Source organism: Nitrospina sp. 32_T5 (assembly GCF_052156635.1).
Lineage (GTDB): Bacteria > Nitrospinota > Nitrospinia > Nitrospinales > Nitrospinaceae > Nitrospina.
In genome coordinates, this window is sequence record NZ_JBQKUO010000001.1 from 827,422 (window position 1) to 844,338 (window position 16,917).

A 16,917-nucleotide genomic window follows, 5' to 3' on the forward strand; every position below is an offset into this window, starting at 1 on the left:
GTCAGCGGCCAATGACTACCGAGATCTTTTCCATATCTTCTTTTATTTGCTTGAAATTGAATTTTCTGGCAAGCGTTCTCCACTTTTTCGCCAGCTTGGAGGCCTCGCTTCCCAGGGTTTCCATCCTGGTCAAATTCGTTTCAATTTCCGAAACGATTCCCAGCCTGACGGAACGGTCGAGTGGAGTGAAAACCGATTCCTCGATGTAAATTTTTTCGAAATCGATGGACATGGACTCGGGGTTGGCCTGTTCCAACTCTTCATCCGTTTTGAATTCGAAGCCCACTCCCAGAAGCCTCTTTAAGACCTCGAAAATTTTTTCCCGCTTTATAGGTTTTATAATCACATCATGAACCCCTTTTTCCATAAACTTTTCATGATTGTGACTGAAGGCAGCCGTGGTGACCATGACCACCTTGATGTCTTTCAAAACGGGGTTTGCCAGGATTTTTTCAAACACATCCAAACCATTCAATTCCGGCATGAAATAATCCAGAAAGATGATGTCCGGCTTCATTGACTGGAGTAATTCCAGCGCACCTTTGCCGCTTTTGACCACCTTGACATCCGACCCGATTCCGGAAAGGAGTTCGGACAGGACCTTGGCGCAGGTGTCGGTGTCTTCCACAATCAAAGCCTTGACGTGCTCGCCCGGGGCCAGCCCCTTGACCCGTTCCAGGAATTCGGTGCTGCTTTCCGATCCTTCCTCACCCAGGCGTGGCAGGGTGAGCGTGAAGTAAAACCTGGACCCTTCCCCGGGCCGGCTTTCCATCTCCAGTTTCCCTCCCAGTATTTCGACCAGGCGCTGGCTGATGGTCAACCCCAGACCGGTTCCTCCCTTTTTCAGCCCAATCTCTTCCTGGGAAAATGGTTCGAAAATGGATTCCTTCATATCTTCAGAAACTCCCACCCCTGTATCCGAAACTTCGAAATAGAAACCATCGTGGTCCCGGGTTTTGACCCGGAAGATAATCCGGCCCTTTTCCGTGAACTTGACCGCGTTGCCCAGCAGGTTGATCAGAACCTGGCGCAGTTTGTTGACATCGCCTGTCACCAGCGAATTTTCCGGGGTCTCGTCAAATTCCACGACGAAGGTCAGGTCTTTCTGATCGCATTTCCACTTGGTCATGATGGTGAGGTCCCCGATCAGGTTGGCCAGGTTGAACTCTTCTTCGCTGACCATGTGCTTGCCGGACTCGATCCTGGAAATGTCCAGAACGTCGTTGATCAAACCCAGAAGGTGGTTGCCGGCCCGGAAAATGTTGGATATTTTCTCCTTTTGGACCGAGTCCAATTGGGAATCCTGTTTCAGGATCTGGGTGTAGCCCATGATGGCGTTCAGCGGAGTCCGGATTTCGTGGCTCATGGAAGATAAAAATATGCTTTTGGCCCGGTTGGCTTTTTCGGCGTGTTCCTTGGCTTCGAGAAAACTCCGGGTCCGCTCGTCCACCATTTGTTCAAGGTTGGCGGTGTAGTTTGAAATTTCGTCCGCCATGCCCTGGAACCCGTAAGCCAGTTCTCCCAGCTCACTCTTCGTATCGAGGGCAAAGTCCGCCTTCTTCCATTTTCCCTGCCGAAAGGCTTCCACTCCCGCCAGCAGTTTTTTAATCGGGTTCGTGATCGAACGGAACAGAAAAAAGCTGATTACAACCAGCAGGAGACCCGCAATTCCGATGGTCGCCAGGAGGCCCTTTTTTAATTGATAATAGGGAGCCATGATTTCATCGATATCGAAGACGAGCAGCAGCCTCATGTCACCAAAATCATTTTCCAGTTTGCGCAACGCAAAACTTCTCAAAACATGGTCATCCAGATTGGCCTGGTAACCATGTTGCAGGGTTTCGAGTGTTCCCTCCTCGGCTCTCAGGATATCAAGGTGATCCCCCACTGGAATTTCCTGGAAACCAGCGGGTCCTTTTTGACCGGAACTCATCACCAGGTCCCGGCCGAAAGTTAACAGAAAATCTATTCTTTTATACGAATGCGATCTCAGTTCCCTCGCCAGGTTTTGTCCCAGCTCGCTCACCATGATTTCCGCATTGAGCATTCCAAACTCCTGCCCCAGTCTGCGCTTCAACCGGAAGGGGGTTTTGACGATGACGGACAGGGATTGGACCTGGCTGGACCCATTACTCACTTTCGGTTTGATCAGGTACCCATAGTTTTGGCTGGTCTGGAACCATTCTTCCTGGGAGAAAACAAACTTGTCCGGTTTGGGCCACCCGGCAAAAACAACACCCTGGTTATTGATGGCGGTGATGGAATCGAAAACGCGGTGTCCGGAAATCCGCCAGGGAAACCGGATGAAGTGAAAGATCAGGTCGGAAGCCTTGTTGTCCAGAACCCGGCCGATATGGGGGTGCAACTGCCGACCGTTCCAGGAATCGGAAACCTCTTCGATCAGTGCGTTTCCATTGGGAGGGTTGAATCGCTTATTGGAAGCTTTTGCATGCTCGACCAGGATGGGATTGCTGGCCAGGGTCTGGAGTTTTTGAACCTGAAGATCGAGCAGTTCCTCGATTTGCTCGAGGATTTCCTGGCTCAAAAGTTCAACATTTTGCCCGGTTTGATCAATATAGAATTTTTTGAATTGATCGAGGGACAGCGCGCCGAAAAGGCCGATGAATACAATGAAAATGACCACAACCAAAACCAAAACATTTTTGATTTTCATTGTGTCCCTCCCCACGATGCAAAGGGTCAGTTTTGAATTCGAAAATATTATTGGTTCGAACCATTATGGATTTGGGTTCCCCTTACAGGTATTCATTTCATACCTTGCACCGATTGTCGCGCGCCTGGGCGAAAAACGCTCTTGGAATAATTTCGTCTCCAACCTGCAATCCAGCAGCAAAGAGTTCCTGTAATTCTCATTGAGATACCAAAATATTTTCCCGGAATGCTCTTCATTTTTCTTATGAGTAACTTTTTTAGTATAAGTGGCTTTGACCCAAAACCAATGCCTTTTGTTGACAATTTTGGAATTTTAACCTTATCGGGAAAGGGTCGGGGTGGCTCTAATGTCCCTCAATCCAAGCAACTCTTTGGAGTCCGTTACAGCGTTTGCCCTTTTACGGTAAACGGATATGAGGGAAAGGGGGGGCGGGCGGCCAGCCAGGGATGCCGCCTTGTTTTGCCTCTTTCATTTCTCTTTCGTTCACACTCCGTGCGCAACGGAAACCGGATTCTCACCCAGGACAGATTCATCGCCTGATCGGAATTCTCAACTCTCTTTAGCAGATCGATTATTTTTCCATTGATGATTTGACCCCTGTCCGTGAATTTGATGGCGTTATCCAAAAGGCTGGTCAACACCTGTCGCAGCTTGACGTTGTCGCCATGAACCGGAATCAGGGCACCTTCGGGAACCCCTTCCACCCCAAAGCTCAGCCCTTTTTTGCTGCACTCCTCATTAAAAACGTTTTCCAGTTCCCGGACCAGTCCGGCTTGCCTTGATCCCTGACTATCAAACATTAAAGTGAACGCAAAACTTGATGACCCGTATGACCTCATTTACTTCCCTTGGCGATTCAAAATGCCAGGTGGCACCATCCAGCAGGCAGCGGGCCCGGCATCCGGGGAAGCACGGATTGTCCGCACTCATGTGAACGGCCAGCACATGAATGGCCGGTTTGTGATTTTTTATGACTTTGATGAGGCGCATCTCCTGGGTGTGAGATGCTTCCGGTTGCACCACAACGAAGTAGATGTTCAAGGAAGAGATGGAAAAAATCGCTTCCTCCAGCGTTTGTGCGTGAAATATTTGCACATCCTCAGAGACGCAGGACAGTTCCAGCAGGTCCCCCAGCAAAGCTCCGTATTCCTGCTTCTGATCCAGAATCAGAATTCTCATTGCCACAACACCCCGTTCCACACCGGAGGTGGAATTCAGTTCCCGGCTCATGCCGGATTCCTGGTTTTCGACCCTCATCTTCACAATGGGCTCCCCTTCCCAAAATTTCAGACAGGCTTCAATTCGTTTGTCCGGCTGTGCTCATCCATTCAATCACCTGCTCCAGTTCCGAGACGCGGTTGAAATGCCACTGGGCGCCGTACTCCAGGCACACCATGGCGCACTCCTTCCGGCATGAATTGTTGGAATCCAGATGAATGGCCACAATCGGGGTGTTTGATATGTTTTCGTCCAGAACCTTGATCAGACCCATGCCTCCCAGGTTGGGAAAATCCGGGTCGATCACAATCAGGTCGAATTGCTCATTCAAAATGGAAACCACCACCTCCCTCATGGTGTTGGCGTGATAAAAGTTCAGCCGTTTCCCGAAACTACCCAGTTTCAGATATTGCTCAAGGAGCATTGCCTGTTGTTGGTTTGGCCCGATGCATAAAATCTTCATGGTCTGGCTTCCTTCATTTCCATTTCGTTCATACTCCGTGCGCAACGGAACCCGATGCCGTCGGTCTTCAACGCAAATCCGCCCTTGCCCCGCGCTGCCGTGCGGATGTCTGCCGCAAAGCTGTGCCAGGAGCCGCCCCGAATGACTTTAAGAATGCCGCGCTCCGGACCCGTTGGATTGCGGGCGGGTCCCCACCGGTAGAAATCCGGTGCATACCAGTCGCTCACCCATTCGCGGACGTTGCCCGCCATGTCCAGCACGCCGTACGGAGAAACGTTTTGCGGTTGAGATCCCACCGGCCACAGGGTGTTGCGATCCTCCCAGTTGCGGGCGAAGTTGGCGGCATTCTGCAACCACGGGTCCCCGCCCCAGGGGAACATGCGGCCATCGGTTCCGCGTGCCGCTTTTTCCCACTCCGCTTCCGTCGGCAACCGCTTTCCCGCCCAGAGACAATAGTCCACCGCGTCGTACCAGGTGATCTGCACCACGGGCCGATCACCGATGCCCTTTTCAGCGGAAAGGGGTCCGTCTCCATACGGATTGGTCGGTTCCTTGCGGTGGGTGGATTTTATATAAGCGAGGTAACGGGTGTTGGTCACTTCCACCGAATCGATGTAAAAACCGTCCACGAACACCTCGCGCTGAGGCCGCTCGTCGTCGCGACCTGAACCATCGACGTTGCCCATCAAAAACGTTCCTTCCTCAACCCAGACCATTTTTACCGGGTCCCGGCTGGGTTCCACCTGCCCCGCATTGGCAGGCGACAGGCCCGTTCCAAACAGGCACATTGCCCAGATCAAAACCGCCCGCCATTTTTGAATCACGGGCGTCACCTTTTGTCTGTTGCGTACCGGATTCATTGTTTGGGTTCCTGGCTGGCCTCCACGACGTGGTGGCTGAGGGTTAATATTTGCGTATGAAGTTTATCGACCTGGTTCCAGTCCCGGTTTTCGGCCGCCGTGTAGGCTTCGGCCAGAAGTTGACGGCATTGGTGCAGCTTGCTTTCCAGTTGGGTTTGGACAGTGGGTGAGGCCAGAGTCCCCCCCAAAGCCGCGTGGTGATACACCTCCCAGGCGAACTCCACCGCGTTCCTGGCTTCAATGATTTGCTTGCTCGACCAGGGATTGCCGGCACCCACCGGGTCCTGGCGCGTTGTTTCTGCTGAGGACGACACCACTGCCACTAAAGTGATCCCCAGAATCATCCAGGAAACCAGCAGGATGAAATCACGGGTGCGGGTCGCCTCTGTTTCATTTTTAATTTCGTATTTCATGACGCAGCCCCCTTGATTGACAAAAGTTTGAAGGATGTTCCAACCCCCCGTCTCCGCAAGGGAACTTACGAAGGGGAGGGTTTGCGAAGAGGGAGATTGGAACCCGTATATCCTTCACCCGGAATGCTCAATTGACCTGCTTTTTGATCATGCCTTCCAGGGTCCGGTACTCCTCGTTCTGCGGATCCAGCTTGATCGCCCTGCTGATGGATTGCATGGCCTCCCCGTATTTCTCAGCACCCATATGGATCAGCGCTTCCATGTAGAACGTGCGAGCCTGCATCACCCCTTCCGTTTCCACCGACCGGGCACAGCGGAAACCGAGTCCCACGCCGTAGCTGTTGTTCATCGGGTCGTTCCAGAACCGGTGCGTGGTGGTGGTGCTTTCCGCCGGGGCGTACCAGGAACCACCGCGGATGACTTTCTTTTTACCCGTGGTCAGGCGGTCGACATAGGTGCCCGTGGAACCCAGCATGACAGCTTCGACCGGACCACTCGGATTCATCATGTTATTTTTGCTTTTGTAGTAGTGCGGGTCGTACCAGTCCGCCACCCACTCAAACACGTTGCCCGCCATGTTGTACGCACCGTAAGGGCTTTTGCCTTCCGGATAGTGGTCCACATTGGCGGTGAATTCTTTTTTGCGACCGAAGTTGGCTTTGCTGGCATCCAAATCGTTGCCCCAGGGGTACTTGAAGCCTTCCGGCCCGCGGGCGGCGTTTTCCCACTCCGCTTCCGTGGGCAGGCGCTTGTTCGACCAGCGGCAGAAAGTGTCTGCGTCATGCCAGTTCACGCCGCTCACCGGCTGGTCCGGCTTGTTCCGCTTGTGGTCATCCCAGTAGGCCGGAGCCGGGTGGCCGGTGGCTTTCAGGAAATCGGCGTACTGGCGGTTCGACACTTCATACTTGTCGAGATAGTAAGGATCGAGGATCACCTGGTGCGCCGGACCTTCATCGTGAAACGCTTCACGGGAAACCCGGTATTTCAATTTCTGCGCCGCGGACATATTGGGCTTCGGGGAGTGCGGCTCCCGGTCCACCCCCATTACAAACGGACCGCCCGGAACCATCACCATACCCGTCGGAATCTGCATCGACTCTTGCGCGCGGGATGTTTCCGGAGTCACGAGTCCGACGAATCCCGTGACCGCCACTGCCACCGCCATGCATGTCAAACCCAACTTGAGCGTTCTTTCACCGTTCATAGCCGCCTCCTTTAAATGTGTTTTGGGGTTATTTATGGGATAGCGCTTTGCAAGCATCACGCCTATAAGCAATGTAGTTACCTTCAGGGTACGGGACCACTTATTATTAGAATTTTTCCTACCATTTATAGGTATTTTTCCTAATGAATTAAGCACGACCTTTATCCTTATAAGGCTTTCAAGGTTTTACGCCGGAACTTACTACCATCTATCCTTTATCTAATCTTTGTCTAAAGATAGGCTCTAAATTAAAGTTTGTCAAATATAAATTCAAAAAAAATTTGACAAACTTTAGAAATCACTATTATATTTATGGTTATGAACAGCTTTCGAATCGATCATGTTGCTAAATTGACAGGACTTTCCAAGCACGTCATCCGTTCCTGGGAAAAGCGGTTCGGTATCCTGGAGCCCAAACGGGGGGAAAACCGGTACCGGGCTTACGATCAGGAAGACGTGGATTTGCTGATCTACCTCAACGAGCAGCTCGGGCAGGGGTACAGCATCGGGGAGCTCGCGGCGGCGGGTCGGCCGGAATTGTTACGCCGCATGCGTGCGGCGCAGAAGAAGAACCGGGAACGGTCCAGTGCCGCCCATGACCGCATTCTGGATGACCTGGTTGCCAGCCTGGCCCCGTTTCAGCGGCAACAGTTCGACCGCCGCTTCAACGAAGCGGTGGCCCTGCTTCCCTTCGAAGAGGTGTTCTTCAAAATCCTCATTCCATTACAGCACCGGGTGGGTGACATGTGGGCGGACGGTACCGTGGGGGTGGGCGTGGAGCATTTTGTCACCCAGCAGGTGCGCCAGAAGTTCATGGCGGTGCTCAATCACCTTCGAACCGGCGAGGACGGGCCGAAGATCGTGATCGTCTGCCCGCCTGAGGAACTTCACGAAATGGGTGCCCAGACCGCGGCTTACCTGTGCGCCCTGCACGGCTGTCACCCGCATTACCTCGGCGCCCAGCTGCCGGTGAAGGAACTGGCCGCCTTCTGCACGCTGGTGCATCCCAACCTCGTCCTGCTGTCTGCAAGCAACCAGTTGAGTGATGGCGAGGCCAAATCCCTGGCACGGCAATACCAGGAAGAGGTCCTGCCACTCTGCCCCATGTGGGCCGGCGGGCAGGCCATGAAAACCTCGCGCCACCGTTTCGAGGAGGTGGGCATTGACGTGCTTGACGACATGGATCACCTGGAAAGCCGGCTGAAGCGCATCGCCCAGTTTCTTCACCCTCCCACCATCAAAACCGATACGGAGAAATCCAAATAGAAAGCAGCAAAGCCCGCCTGCCAACATTCAACACCTCAAATAAAGAAAAACCCGCCTGCACCGATTGCCAGGTGCGGGCGGGTTTTTTGCTTCCAGAAGCCGGAAAGACTGCAAGCGGCCGGGGGGCCGGAAAAATCGTTACGGACCATTCGACGTGGTCACTTTACTCAGCTCGTCCCGGATTTTTTTGATTTCAAAATGGCGGGCGTATTCCTTGAGCTTGTGGGCCCACACGGCCGCCTCCGCATTCAAATGCTCCAGTTCATCCAGATGAACCTCCAGCTGCGAAAGAATGCCCAACCGGGCGCTCTGATTGATTTTCTCGAACAGGGTGTCCGGTATGCCGAGGGTCAAGGGATCGATCTTTTTCTCCCGGCTTCGCTCGGCGTCCTGTTTCTGGGTGGGGTCTTCGTAGATGTATTCCACATTCAACTGGTCCTTCAACATCGCCAACAGTTCATCGCGTTCCACGGGTTTTTTCAGCACGCCGTGGATGCCGCCTTCGAAGCACATCTTGCTCAACGCCGCAAACGGGGAGGCGGTGACGATGACGATTTTTATTGTATCCTTGCCGAATCGTTCCAGGATCTGCAGGGAAGCTTCCACGCCGTTCATCTTGGGCATGCGGTAATCCATTAAAACGATATCCGGTTGCCAGATATCCAGCAGACGCAGGGCCTCGGCGCCGCTGTCCGCGGGCCGGGCGTCGATGCCCAGAGGTTGGAGCATGTCCACCAGGATCTCGATGTTGGATTCGTTGTCGTCCACCACCAGGGCCTTGACATCGAAGCCGTCGGCGAGACGGGTCACCCATTTCAAACGGTGGTCCTTGTAGGGCACGGCACTCTCCGCAGGAGGCAGGGTGATGGTAAAGAAGAATCGCGACCCTTCGCCCGGCCTGGAATCCATTTTCAGTTCTCCACTCATCAGCGCGATCAAACGCTTGCTGATCGACAGTCCCAACCCGGTACCCCCCCGCGACAGGGATTCATCCTGCTCAAAGGGATCGAAAATCATTTCCTGTTTTTCCGGCGGGATGCCGGGCCCCGTATCCGCCACTTCGAAATAAAATTGCTGGTTTGGCATTGCCAGGACCTGCCACACGATTTGGCCCTCGTCCGTGAACTTGACCGCATTGCCCAACAGATTCACCAACACCTGGCGCAGCCTGCCCTGATCGCCACGCACCAGAATCCTTTTTTCAAGATCAATGCCCTGGATAATCAGCTCCAGATCCTTCTCATTGCACTGCAGCTGGAAGATTTGCTTCAGGTCGATTATCAGGTCACTCAGGTTGAAATCCTGCTCGACAAATTTCAGTTTGTCCGCTTCGATCTTGGAGATATCAAGAATGTCGTTAAGCAAAACCAGCAGATGATTGCCGGAACGGTAAATGCCCTGCATTTTATCCATCTGCGCCTGGTCCAGGGTTTTGACACGTCGCAGAATCTGGGCGTAACCCAGAATGGCGTTAAGCGGGGTGCGGATTTCGTGGCTCATGTTGGATATAAAGGTGCTCTTGGCCCGGCTGGCCTGTTCCGCGCTCTCCTTGGCCGCATTCAGTTCCTGGGTCCTCTCACTCACCCGGTTCTCCAGTTCGACCGCATGATCGCGGATGCGCTCGGCCATGTCCTGCACGGACCGGGACAATTCACCGATCTCGTCCCGGGTATCCATGGCAACCTTCACATTCCAGTTGCCGTCACCCAGTTCCCGCGTTCGTTGCATCAGGTCGGAAACCGGCCGGGTGATGGATCGGACAAAAAACGCACCGAGAACCAGAAACACCAGCACGCTGCTGCCGAACATCCAGTGCAAAAATTGCTTGAGTTCGAACAACGGAGCCAGGACTTCCTCGGTATCGAGCTTCAGAACAAGAGCCCAGTCGAGGCCGTCGACCCCGAGGTAACCCAGGGAGTGAACATAACCGACCAGTTCCCGTTTCTGGCTGGTGTTTTCGTAAAGGTATCCCCCCTTTTCACCGCCCAGCACCCGCTTGACCGGTTCCCATTCCGACAGGTCCGTTCCAAAAGACAACCGGTTATCCTGGTTGTTATCCGAAGCGACGTCGGAACTGTTGAGGCCGCTTAAAATCAGGTGGCCCCTTTCGTCTACCAGGTAGTATTGAAAACTTTTGTACTGGGAATCCTGCTGGATATGGTCGAGGTTTTTCCGGATTTCCTCGAGATCGATCCCCGCCTTGAGCAGGCCTTCCGATTTGTAACCCAGGGTGTAGGCCAGATTGGGGATTTTGGCGATGACAGGGAGGGTCTCCCGATGGGTGCTTTCATCGAAATGCACTTCATCCAGCCAGACCTTGGGAGTATTCAGGCCGTTTTTATACCATTCCTCATCGGCCTGGTAATAATCCTCTGGGTTGGGCCAGGCGGCGACAACCGTACCAAAGCGGTTGACCGCCATCATCTCATTGAATACCCGGTGACCGTTTTTCTTCCAGAAGAACCGGATTTTAAGAAACAGGGTGTAGGAAAGGGCGTTATCCACCACCTGGTCGATGAAGGAATGCCGCTCCCACCTGGCCCAGGCGCGATCGATTTCCTCGATGAACGTCTGGCGATTGTCCATCTTTTGAAAAAACCGGTTGGACTGCTCGATGTCTTTCAGAATCTGTCGGTCGCTGGCCAGCTCCTGAACCGCTTCAATACGCATCCTCAGGAGTTTCTCCAGGATCTCCATGGAATTGCGGGTGAGGTTGTACGACTCGGTGCCGATTTGCTCTTTGAAGGCCTCCTGGGAATGATTGAACAGAAAATACCCGACCACTCCGATGCCGAGACCCATCAAAAAAATAAACAGAATGAGTTTTTGCCCCAGTTTCATACACGCCTCCCCCCAGAGGGCGGTGCCTGGTTGACCTGCGGCACCACAGTGCTGAAAACAACCCGCGCTCGCGTGGAGTGAATCAACCCCAGTGCTGTACTTTTCCGAGATCAGGCGGGCCGGGTTAAAATGATTCCCCTTCAGACTTTATTTTAAAGACCAGAAAACCAATATAATTAAGGTAACCCAACCAACTCTTTCCAACCCCCCTTTAATGCGTTCATGACAGAAAAATTCGCCTGAAAACCAGGGAAACTTTGGGATCGTTTAAAATTAAAACAGTTATCGATGCGAAAGTTTCGGGTGGATGCAAAAACCACAATCATAAAAACATCGCCAAAAGATATCCGAATCCTGATAGACTTCTTTCGTCCAAAGGGGGTGAATGTTTTGCATTCAAAGTCTGGCGCAAATCCGCCCCTTTTTGTTAGGATGGGCCAACACGCCTCAGGAAACCGGTCATGACCAACCTCGACACCATCCTTTCCATCATCGTCGGCATCCTCATATTCGGGGCGGCGATTTATGTGTTCCGCTCGCGCAAGTACGAGCCGCCCCCGGACCGCGAACAGCCGCCGTGGGAGATTCCCCTGCAACCGGGAAAACCGGAGCCGCAGTTTTCGGCGGAAGACCGCAAGTTTTTTGAGGAAGTGCTGGGCGTGGACGTGGACGAGCACCGGGAGTTCTTACGGCCGCTTGCCGAGCTGGAAGAAACGCAGGGCGTGCATTTCCGCGACCTGTATGCGACCAACGAGGATCTCGCACGCAACTTCTGGGAAGGGGTGGCGCATTCGTACTTCGAGGAAAAGCATTTCAACCAGGCCGCCGACTCCTACCTCAAATCGCTCGGCTTCCATTTGAAACATTCCACGGAAGAGACGGCCGAAACGGCACAATTGCGCTGCAACCTCGGCATTGCGCTCACCGAAACCGGGCGCAGCGGCGAGGCCATCCACCAGTTTGAAAAATCCCTTTCCTTCAACAGCGAACACGGCGGGAACAACCGCGAGGTCATCGCCGCCCTGCTCCACAATCTCGGCTGGGCGTGGGAGACCGAAGGCGACAACGCCAAAGCGCTCGATTACTATGGGCGCTCGCTCGCACTCTGCGAGGAAATCGGCGACGAAGACGGCGTCGAAAACCTCAAGCCGAAAATCCAGGCCCTCCAACACGAAAAATAGCGGACCCCGGCCAGGCCGGGAGCGAACAGTTTGTATTTGGAACGGGCCCACGGATCATCGTCCGCCCACCGGGTATTACCCCGTTTCCTCAGGCGTGGCCTGGATCATTTCCCGCGCGTACTGGAGGGTGGCGTCGGTGATGGTTTCGCCGCCGGACATGCGCGCGATCTCCTCCACGCGCTCATCATAGGAAAGTTCGGTGATGGTCGAGCGCGTGCGTTTGCCCGCCACGGTTTTGTGCACGCGGAAATGTGCCGTGGCCATGCCCGCGATCTGCGGCAGGTGGGTGATGCAGAACACCTGCTTGGTGGCGGCGATTTTCTTGAGCTTCACGCCCACCTTCTCCGCCACCTTGCCGCCGATGCCCGCATCCACCTCGTCGAACACGAGGATGGGGATGTCGTCCTGCTCGTTCAGAATCGATTTCAACGCCAGCATCACGCGCGACAATTCACCTCCCGACGCGATGCGCGCCAGCGGCTTCAACGCTTCGCCCAGGTTGGGCGAGAACAGAAACTCGACGGAACCGATGCCGTCGGCGTGCGCCTTCACGGCCTTTTTGTTGTACGTGGTGAACCCTTCCGGGTCGGGTTCGTAATCGAAGCGCACGCCCAACCGCACGTGCTTCATGCTGAGGTCTTTCAGTTCCTTCTCCACCGCCTTCTGCAACGTGTCCGCCGCCTGCTCGCGTTTCTTCGCCAGGTCCACCGCGAGTTTCGCGACCTGTTTCTGGTGTTCGGCGATTTCCTGTTTCAACCCGTCGACCGCCTCTTCGCCCAGCGACAGCGACTCCAGCTCTTCGCCGATTTTTTGGCGGTGTTCCAAGATGACGGCGATGTCGTTGCCGTACTTGCGTTTGAGACCGTTGATCTCCGCCAGCCGGTCCTCGATCTCCTCCAGCCGCGACGGGCTGAAGTCGATGCGCTTCACGTAATCGCGCAGTTCCGCCTCCAGCTCCTGGGCCTCGATATAAGCGTTGCCCGCACGCACCGCCTGCGGCTCCAAAATCGGGTCGATCTCCGGCAGTTTGCCCAGCTCGCGGTCGATGCGTCCCAGCAGATCCAAAACGGAGCCATCGGAATCGCTCAGCATGGCCAGCACCTGTTCGAGGGCCGCATTCAGTTTTTCGGCGTGATTGAGTTTGTGTTTCTCGGCGCGCAGTTCTTCGTCTTCGCCTACCGTCAACGCCGCGTCGTCGATTTCCTTCACCTGGAACTGCAGCAGGTCCTGTCGTTGCAAACGGTCGCTCTGGTGATTGAGCAGGTGGTTGAGTTGCTCGACCTTCTTGCGGTATCCGCTCCACGCTTCCTGGTACGCGGCCTTTTCCTTGCCGAGCTTGCCGTAGCGGTCGAGCAGGCCCACGTGGTGCTCGGCGTGCAGGAGCGATTGATGATCGTGCTGGCCGTGGATGTCCACCAGCCGCTGGCCGACCGTGGCCAGAGCGGAGACGGTGAGCGGGCTGTTGTTGAGGTAGGCGCGGTTTTTGCCTTCGAGGGTGATGAGGCGTTTGATGAGGACTTCGTTGTCCTCGACCTCGATGCCGAGTTCGCGGATGGTGTCGAGCGTCGCCGGGTCGTCCACCGCCAGCACGGCTTCCACCGTGGCGGAGGATTCCGAGGAGCGGATGCTGTCGGTGTCGGCGCGTCCGCCCAGGATCAGGTTCAGGGCGTCGATGATGATGGATTTGCCGGCGCCGGTTTCGCCGGTGAGGATGTTGAGACCCGGGCCGAACGTCACCCTCAGGTTGTCGATGATGGCGAAGTTGGTGATTCTCAGTTCCTGCAACATGGAAGGGATCAGTCCAAACGGCGCTCGACGTCGCGCAACAGTTCGCGGATGTGCCGGCGGTGGTCCTCCATCTGGGGTTCCTCGTTCACGGTCCCGGCCAACCGGAGGGCATCCTGAAGTTCGCGCTGTGCCTCGCGGTACCGGCGGTTGGCCAGATACGACTGGGCGAGGTAGTAATGGTTTTCCCAGTTGTCCGGTCCCAGCTGGACGGCGGTTTCCAGATGCTTTATGGATTTTTCCAGATCGCCGCCCAAAAAGAAAGGCAATTCGTAAAGCATGCGGCCGAGCGCGCGGTCGGGTCCGCCGCCGTCGATATCCGGGGCCAACTGCCGCGCGCGTTCCATGTTGGTGCGGACGGGATCGATGATGTTCAGGCTGGCCCACAGTCCCTGCATCTGCCCCTGCCGTCCCAAACACAGGCCGCGCAGGAAGTAGGCGATGCCCGCCTGCGGGTTGTGATCGATGGCCTTGTCCACGTTATCCAGGCACCGCTTCAGGTGCTCGGCCTTCACCTGCGGCTCCCACTGCGCCAGCTTGTAATCGAGGTGCGCGAGCTGGCAGAAGTCGCGGTGGGTGAGCGGCTGGTACTGAAAGTGTTTCACCAGTTTAATTTTTGCGCGCTGCACCGCATCCCATCCCGCCTCGCCCTGGTACAGGGTGCACGGCGCGGCTTCCACGATGGAGGAATGGGCTACGAGCGGAACCGAAACAAACGCGCAAACCAGAACCGCGCTTCGCAAAAATTTTTTGAATGGGATGGATGTCATTATTAACGAGGATACGGGCCCGCCCAGTTGCCGGACTGGACTATTAGGAAATATTCAATCTTTAATTTTTCATTCCCACGTGGAAAGGGCGTTTACGATATAATCGGTAGCATTACGTCGCAAACTGTATGGCAGGACTTACGCACGCTTTGAAATTTCCCACAATTTACCACAACTGCAAATCCCGCAGGCAACCAATCCGTTCCCCGCTATTTAAAATGACGCTGGGGTTGTGCCTGTTGACAGCCTTGTTCACCGCCGCCCCGGCATGGGCGGAGTCGCCGCAGGAAGCGGTGAAGCACCTGCTCGTCACCATCCAACAGGTGAAGGAAGTCGAGTCCCTGTCGCCGGAGGAAGCGAAGGCCAACCGTCACAACATGGACCGGGCGCTGGCCTACCTGGATGTCGCCGAGGTGAGCAAACAAACCCTCGGCAAACACTGGAAACGGCGCTCACCGGAAGAACGCAAGCAGTTCACCCGGCTTCTGGGCGAATTGTTCCGCTACGTGGCCTTTCCCAACTCGGCCAAGTTTTTCCGCGAACTCAGGATCGAATACAAAGGCAACTCGAAAGACGGCAATGCCGCCACGGTGCCGGTTTTGGTGCACCATAAAGAGGAAGGCGAGATCCGTATCGACTTCGACCTGCTGGAATCCACCAGCCGCTGGCGCGTGGTGGACGTCATCCTCGACGGCGTCAGCATGCGCAACAACCTGAGGACGCAGTTCTACCAGATCTTGAAGAAGGAAGACTTCGCCGGCCTGATGACCCGCATGCAGGAGCGACTGGACACCGCCCGCGGCGGCGGATGATCCCCCTCACACCAGAAAAATTAGGCCCGCGCCCCCGCCCTGCGGTATGATGGCGGAACCTTATTACTCCTTAAAACTCAGTCAATCCGCATGAAAAAAATCGGCATGGTCAGCCTGGGCTGTCCCAAGAACCTGGTGGACACCGAAGGCCTGCTGGGCGACCTCAAACAGAACGGCTACGAACTGACGGACAACTCCGCTGAGGCGGACGTGCTCATCGTCAACACCTGCGGCTTCCTGCAATCGGCGGTGGAAGAATCGGTGAACACCATCCTTGAAATGGCGCGGCACAAACAAAACGGCGGAAAGTGTGAACGCCTCATCGTCACCGGCTGCCTGGCCGAACGCCACCCGGATGAACTGTTGAAAGAAATCCCGGAGATCGATCACCTGCTCGGCACAAAACAATACCCCCTGCTTAAGAACCTGATCCGCAATAACGGCGGCCAGCGCAACCTCATCCACGAACCGGCGCAGTATTTCGAAGCGTACAACCACCGCGTCGTCACCACGCCGTTTTACTCCGCGTACATCAAAATCGCGGAGGGCTGTTCCAACCAGTGCTCGTTCTGCATCATCCCTCAACTGCGCGGACCCATCAAGAGCCGCCCCATCGATTCGATCCTCGAAGAAGCGCAGGCGCTGGCCGAACAGGGCGTGAAGGAAATCAACCTGGTGTCGCAGGACACCACGCTTTACGGTTACGACCTGCGTATGAAGAACGGTCTGGTTGAACTGCTCGAAAAACTATCGGACATTCAGGGCATCGAGTGGATCCGCCTGTTCTACTGTTACCCGACGGTGGTCAACGACGCGTTGATCGACGCCGTGGCGCGGCTCGACAAGGTGGTCAAGTACATCGACGTGCCCCTGCAACACACGCACGACGTCATGCTGCAGCGCATGAAGCGGCAGGAACGCGAAGCCGGCGTGCGCGCCATGCTGAAGAAACTGCGCGACCGCATCCCCGGCGTGGCGCTCCGCACCACGTTCATCACCGGTTTTCCCGGCGAGACGCAGGAACACTTCGAACACATGGAAGCCTTCGTGCGCGAGATGGAGTTCGATCACCTGGGCGTGTTCGCCTACTCCGACGAACCCGGCACCACGGCGTACGACTACGCCGACAAGGTCGATCCCGCTCTTGGCGAGGAACGCCGCGACCACCTGATGGCGGCGCAGCACGATATCGCCGTGCGCAACAACGCCGCTCGCGTGGGGCAGGTGCACCCGGTGCTGGTGGAGGGACTCGATGACGACGGCATGCTTTTGATGGGCCGCCTGCCCATTCAGGGACCGGACATCGACGGCCAGGTGATCATCGAAAACAGCCCGGTGGAGCCCGGCGACATCGTCCCCATGCGCATCACGGGATCGCTCGACTACGACCTCGTCGCCACGGTGGACAACGGTACCGATTGATCCCTGCG

14 protein-coding genes are annotated in these 16,917 nt (G+C 55.4%); 4 read left to right on the forward strand and 10 right to left on the reverse strand.

All coding sequences use genetic code 11. From position 1 onward, the window contains the following. Position 1 precedes the first annotated feature (1 nt). The 7 genes from ACTRW9_RS03850 to ACTRW9_RS03880 form a co-directional block, all read right to left on the reverse strand. Positions 2–2,674, reverse strand: a complete 2,673-nt coding sequence (locus tag ACTRW9_RS03850) for an ATP-binding protein (RefSeq protein WP_442428361.1) — start codon at positions 2,672–2,674, stop codon at positions 2–4. A 380-nt stretch (positions 2,675–3,054) separates the two neighbouring features. Next, positions 3,055–3,474: a sensor histidine kinase gene (locus ACTRW9_RS03855; RefSeq protein ID WP_442428362.1), complete on the reverse strand. Its 420-nt coding sequence runs from the start codon at positions 3,472–3,474 to the stop codon at positions 3,055–3,057. Then, positions 3,467–3,931, reverse strand: a complete 465-nt coding sequence (locus tag ACTRW9_RS03860; RefSeq protein ID WP_442428363.1) for a hypothetical protein — start codon at positions 3,929–3,931, stop codon at positions 3,467–3,469. The genes ACTRW9_RS03855 and ACTRW9_RS03860 overlap by 8 nt, the downstream gene beginning before the upstream one ends. A gap of 40 nt (positions 3,932–3,971) precedes the next feature. After that, entirely contained in the window at positions 3,972–4,355 is a 384-nt protein-coding gene (locus ACTRW9_RS03865) for a hypothetical protein (protein WP_442428364.1), read from the reverse strand. After that, the gene (locus ACTRW9_RS03870) at positions 4,352–5,215 is read right to left on the reverse strand and encodes a formylglycine-generating enzyme family protein (RefSeq protein ID WP_442428365.1); all 864 of its coding nucleotides are present in this window, start codon (positions 5,213–5,215) and stop codon (positions 4,352–4,354) included. The genes ACTRW9_RS03865 and ACTRW9_RS03870 overlap by 4 nt, the downstream gene beginning before the upstream one ends. After that, positions 5,212–5,628 carry a hypothetical protein gene (locus ACTRW9_RS03875; RefSeq protein ID WP_442428366.1) on the reverse strand — a complete coding sequence of 139 codons (417 nt, stop codon included), beginning with the start codon at positions 5,626–5,628 and terminating at the stop codon, positions 5,212–5,214. Before ACTRW9_RS03875 ends, ACTRW9_RS03870 begins: the two co-directional genes overlap by 4 nt. Positions 5,629–5,755: 127 nt before the next feature. Then, the gene (locus tag ACTRW9_RS03880; protein ID WP_442428367.1) at positions 5,756–6,832 is read right to left on the reverse strand and encodes an SUMF1/EgtB/PvdO family nonheme iron enzyme; all 1,077 of its coding nucleotides are present in this window, start codon (positions 6,830–6,832) and stop codon (positions 5,756–5,758) included. Between the two features lie 318 nt (positions 6,833–7,150). Between ACTRW9_RS03880 and ACTRW9_RS03885 the strand changes: the two genes are divergently transcribed. Next, positions 7,151–8,098: a MerR family transcriptional regulator gene (locus ACTRW9_RS03885; RefSeq protein ID WP_442426824.1), complete on the forward strand. Its 948-nt coding sequence runs from the start codon at positions 7,151–7,153 to the stop codon at positions 8,096–8,098. Between the two features lie 138 nt (positions 8,099–8,236). Here ACTRW9_RS03885 and ACTRW9_RS03890 read toward each other — a convergent pair whose 3' ends face one another. Beyond that, on the reverse strand, positions 8,237–10,939 hold the full coding sequence (locus ACTRW9_RS03890) for an ATP-binding protein (protein ID WP_442428368.1): 2,703 nt from the start codon (positions 10,937–10,939) through the stop codon (positions 8,237–8,239). Positions 10,940–11,400: 461 nt separating this feature from the next. Here ACTRW9_RS03890 and ACTRW9_RS03895 point away from each other — a divergent pair, with 461 nt between their 5' ends. After that, positions 11,401–12,120 (forward strand): tetratricopeptide repeat protein, encoded by a 720-nt coding sequence (locus ACTRW9_RS03895; protein WP_442428369.1) that lies wholly within the window; start codon positions 11,401–11,403, stop codon positions 12,118–12,120. Positions 12,121–12,195: 75 nt separating this feature from the next. On the opposite strand, the gene recN is transcribed toward ACTRW9_RS03895, so the two are convergent. Further along, positions 12,196–13,908 (reverse strand): DNA repair protein RecN, encoded by a 1,713-nt coding sequence (gene recN, locus ACTRW9_RS03900; RefSeq protein WP_442428370.1) that lies wholly within the window; start codon positions 13,906–13,908, stop codon positions 12,196–12,198. A gap of 8 nt (positions 13,909–13,916) precedes the next feature. Next, positions 13,917–14,648: a tetratricopeptide repeat protein gene (locus tag ACTRW9_RS03905; RefSeq protein WP_442426828.1), complete on the reverse strand. Its 732-nt coding sequence runs from the start codon at positions 14,646–14,648 to the stop codon at positions 13,917–13,919. 176 nt (positions 14,649–14,824) lie between these two features. Here ACTRW9_RS03905 and ACTRW9_RS03910 point away from each other — a divergent pair, with 176 nt between their 5' ends. Together ACTRW9_RS03910 and rimO are read left to right on the forward strand one after the other, a co-directional pair. Beyond that, the gene (locus ACTRW9_RS03910; RefSeq protein WP_442428371.1) at positions 14,825–15,487 is read left to right on the forward strand and encodes an MlaC/ttg2D family ABC transporter substrate-binding protein; all 663 of its coding nucleotides are present in this window, start codon (positions 14,825–14,827) and stop codon (positions 15,485–15,487) included. A 90-nt stretch (positions 15,488–15,577) separates the two neighbouring features. Further along, the gene (rimO, locus tag ACTRW9_RS03915) at positions 15,578–16,909 is read left to right on the forward strand and encodes a 30S ribosomal protein S12 methylthiotransferase RimO (RefSeq protein ID WP_442428372.1); all 1,332 of its coding nucleotides are present in this window, start codon (positions 15,578–15,580) and stop codon (positions 16,907–16,909) included. The last annotated feature ends 8 nt before the right edge of the window (positions 16,910–16,917 follow it).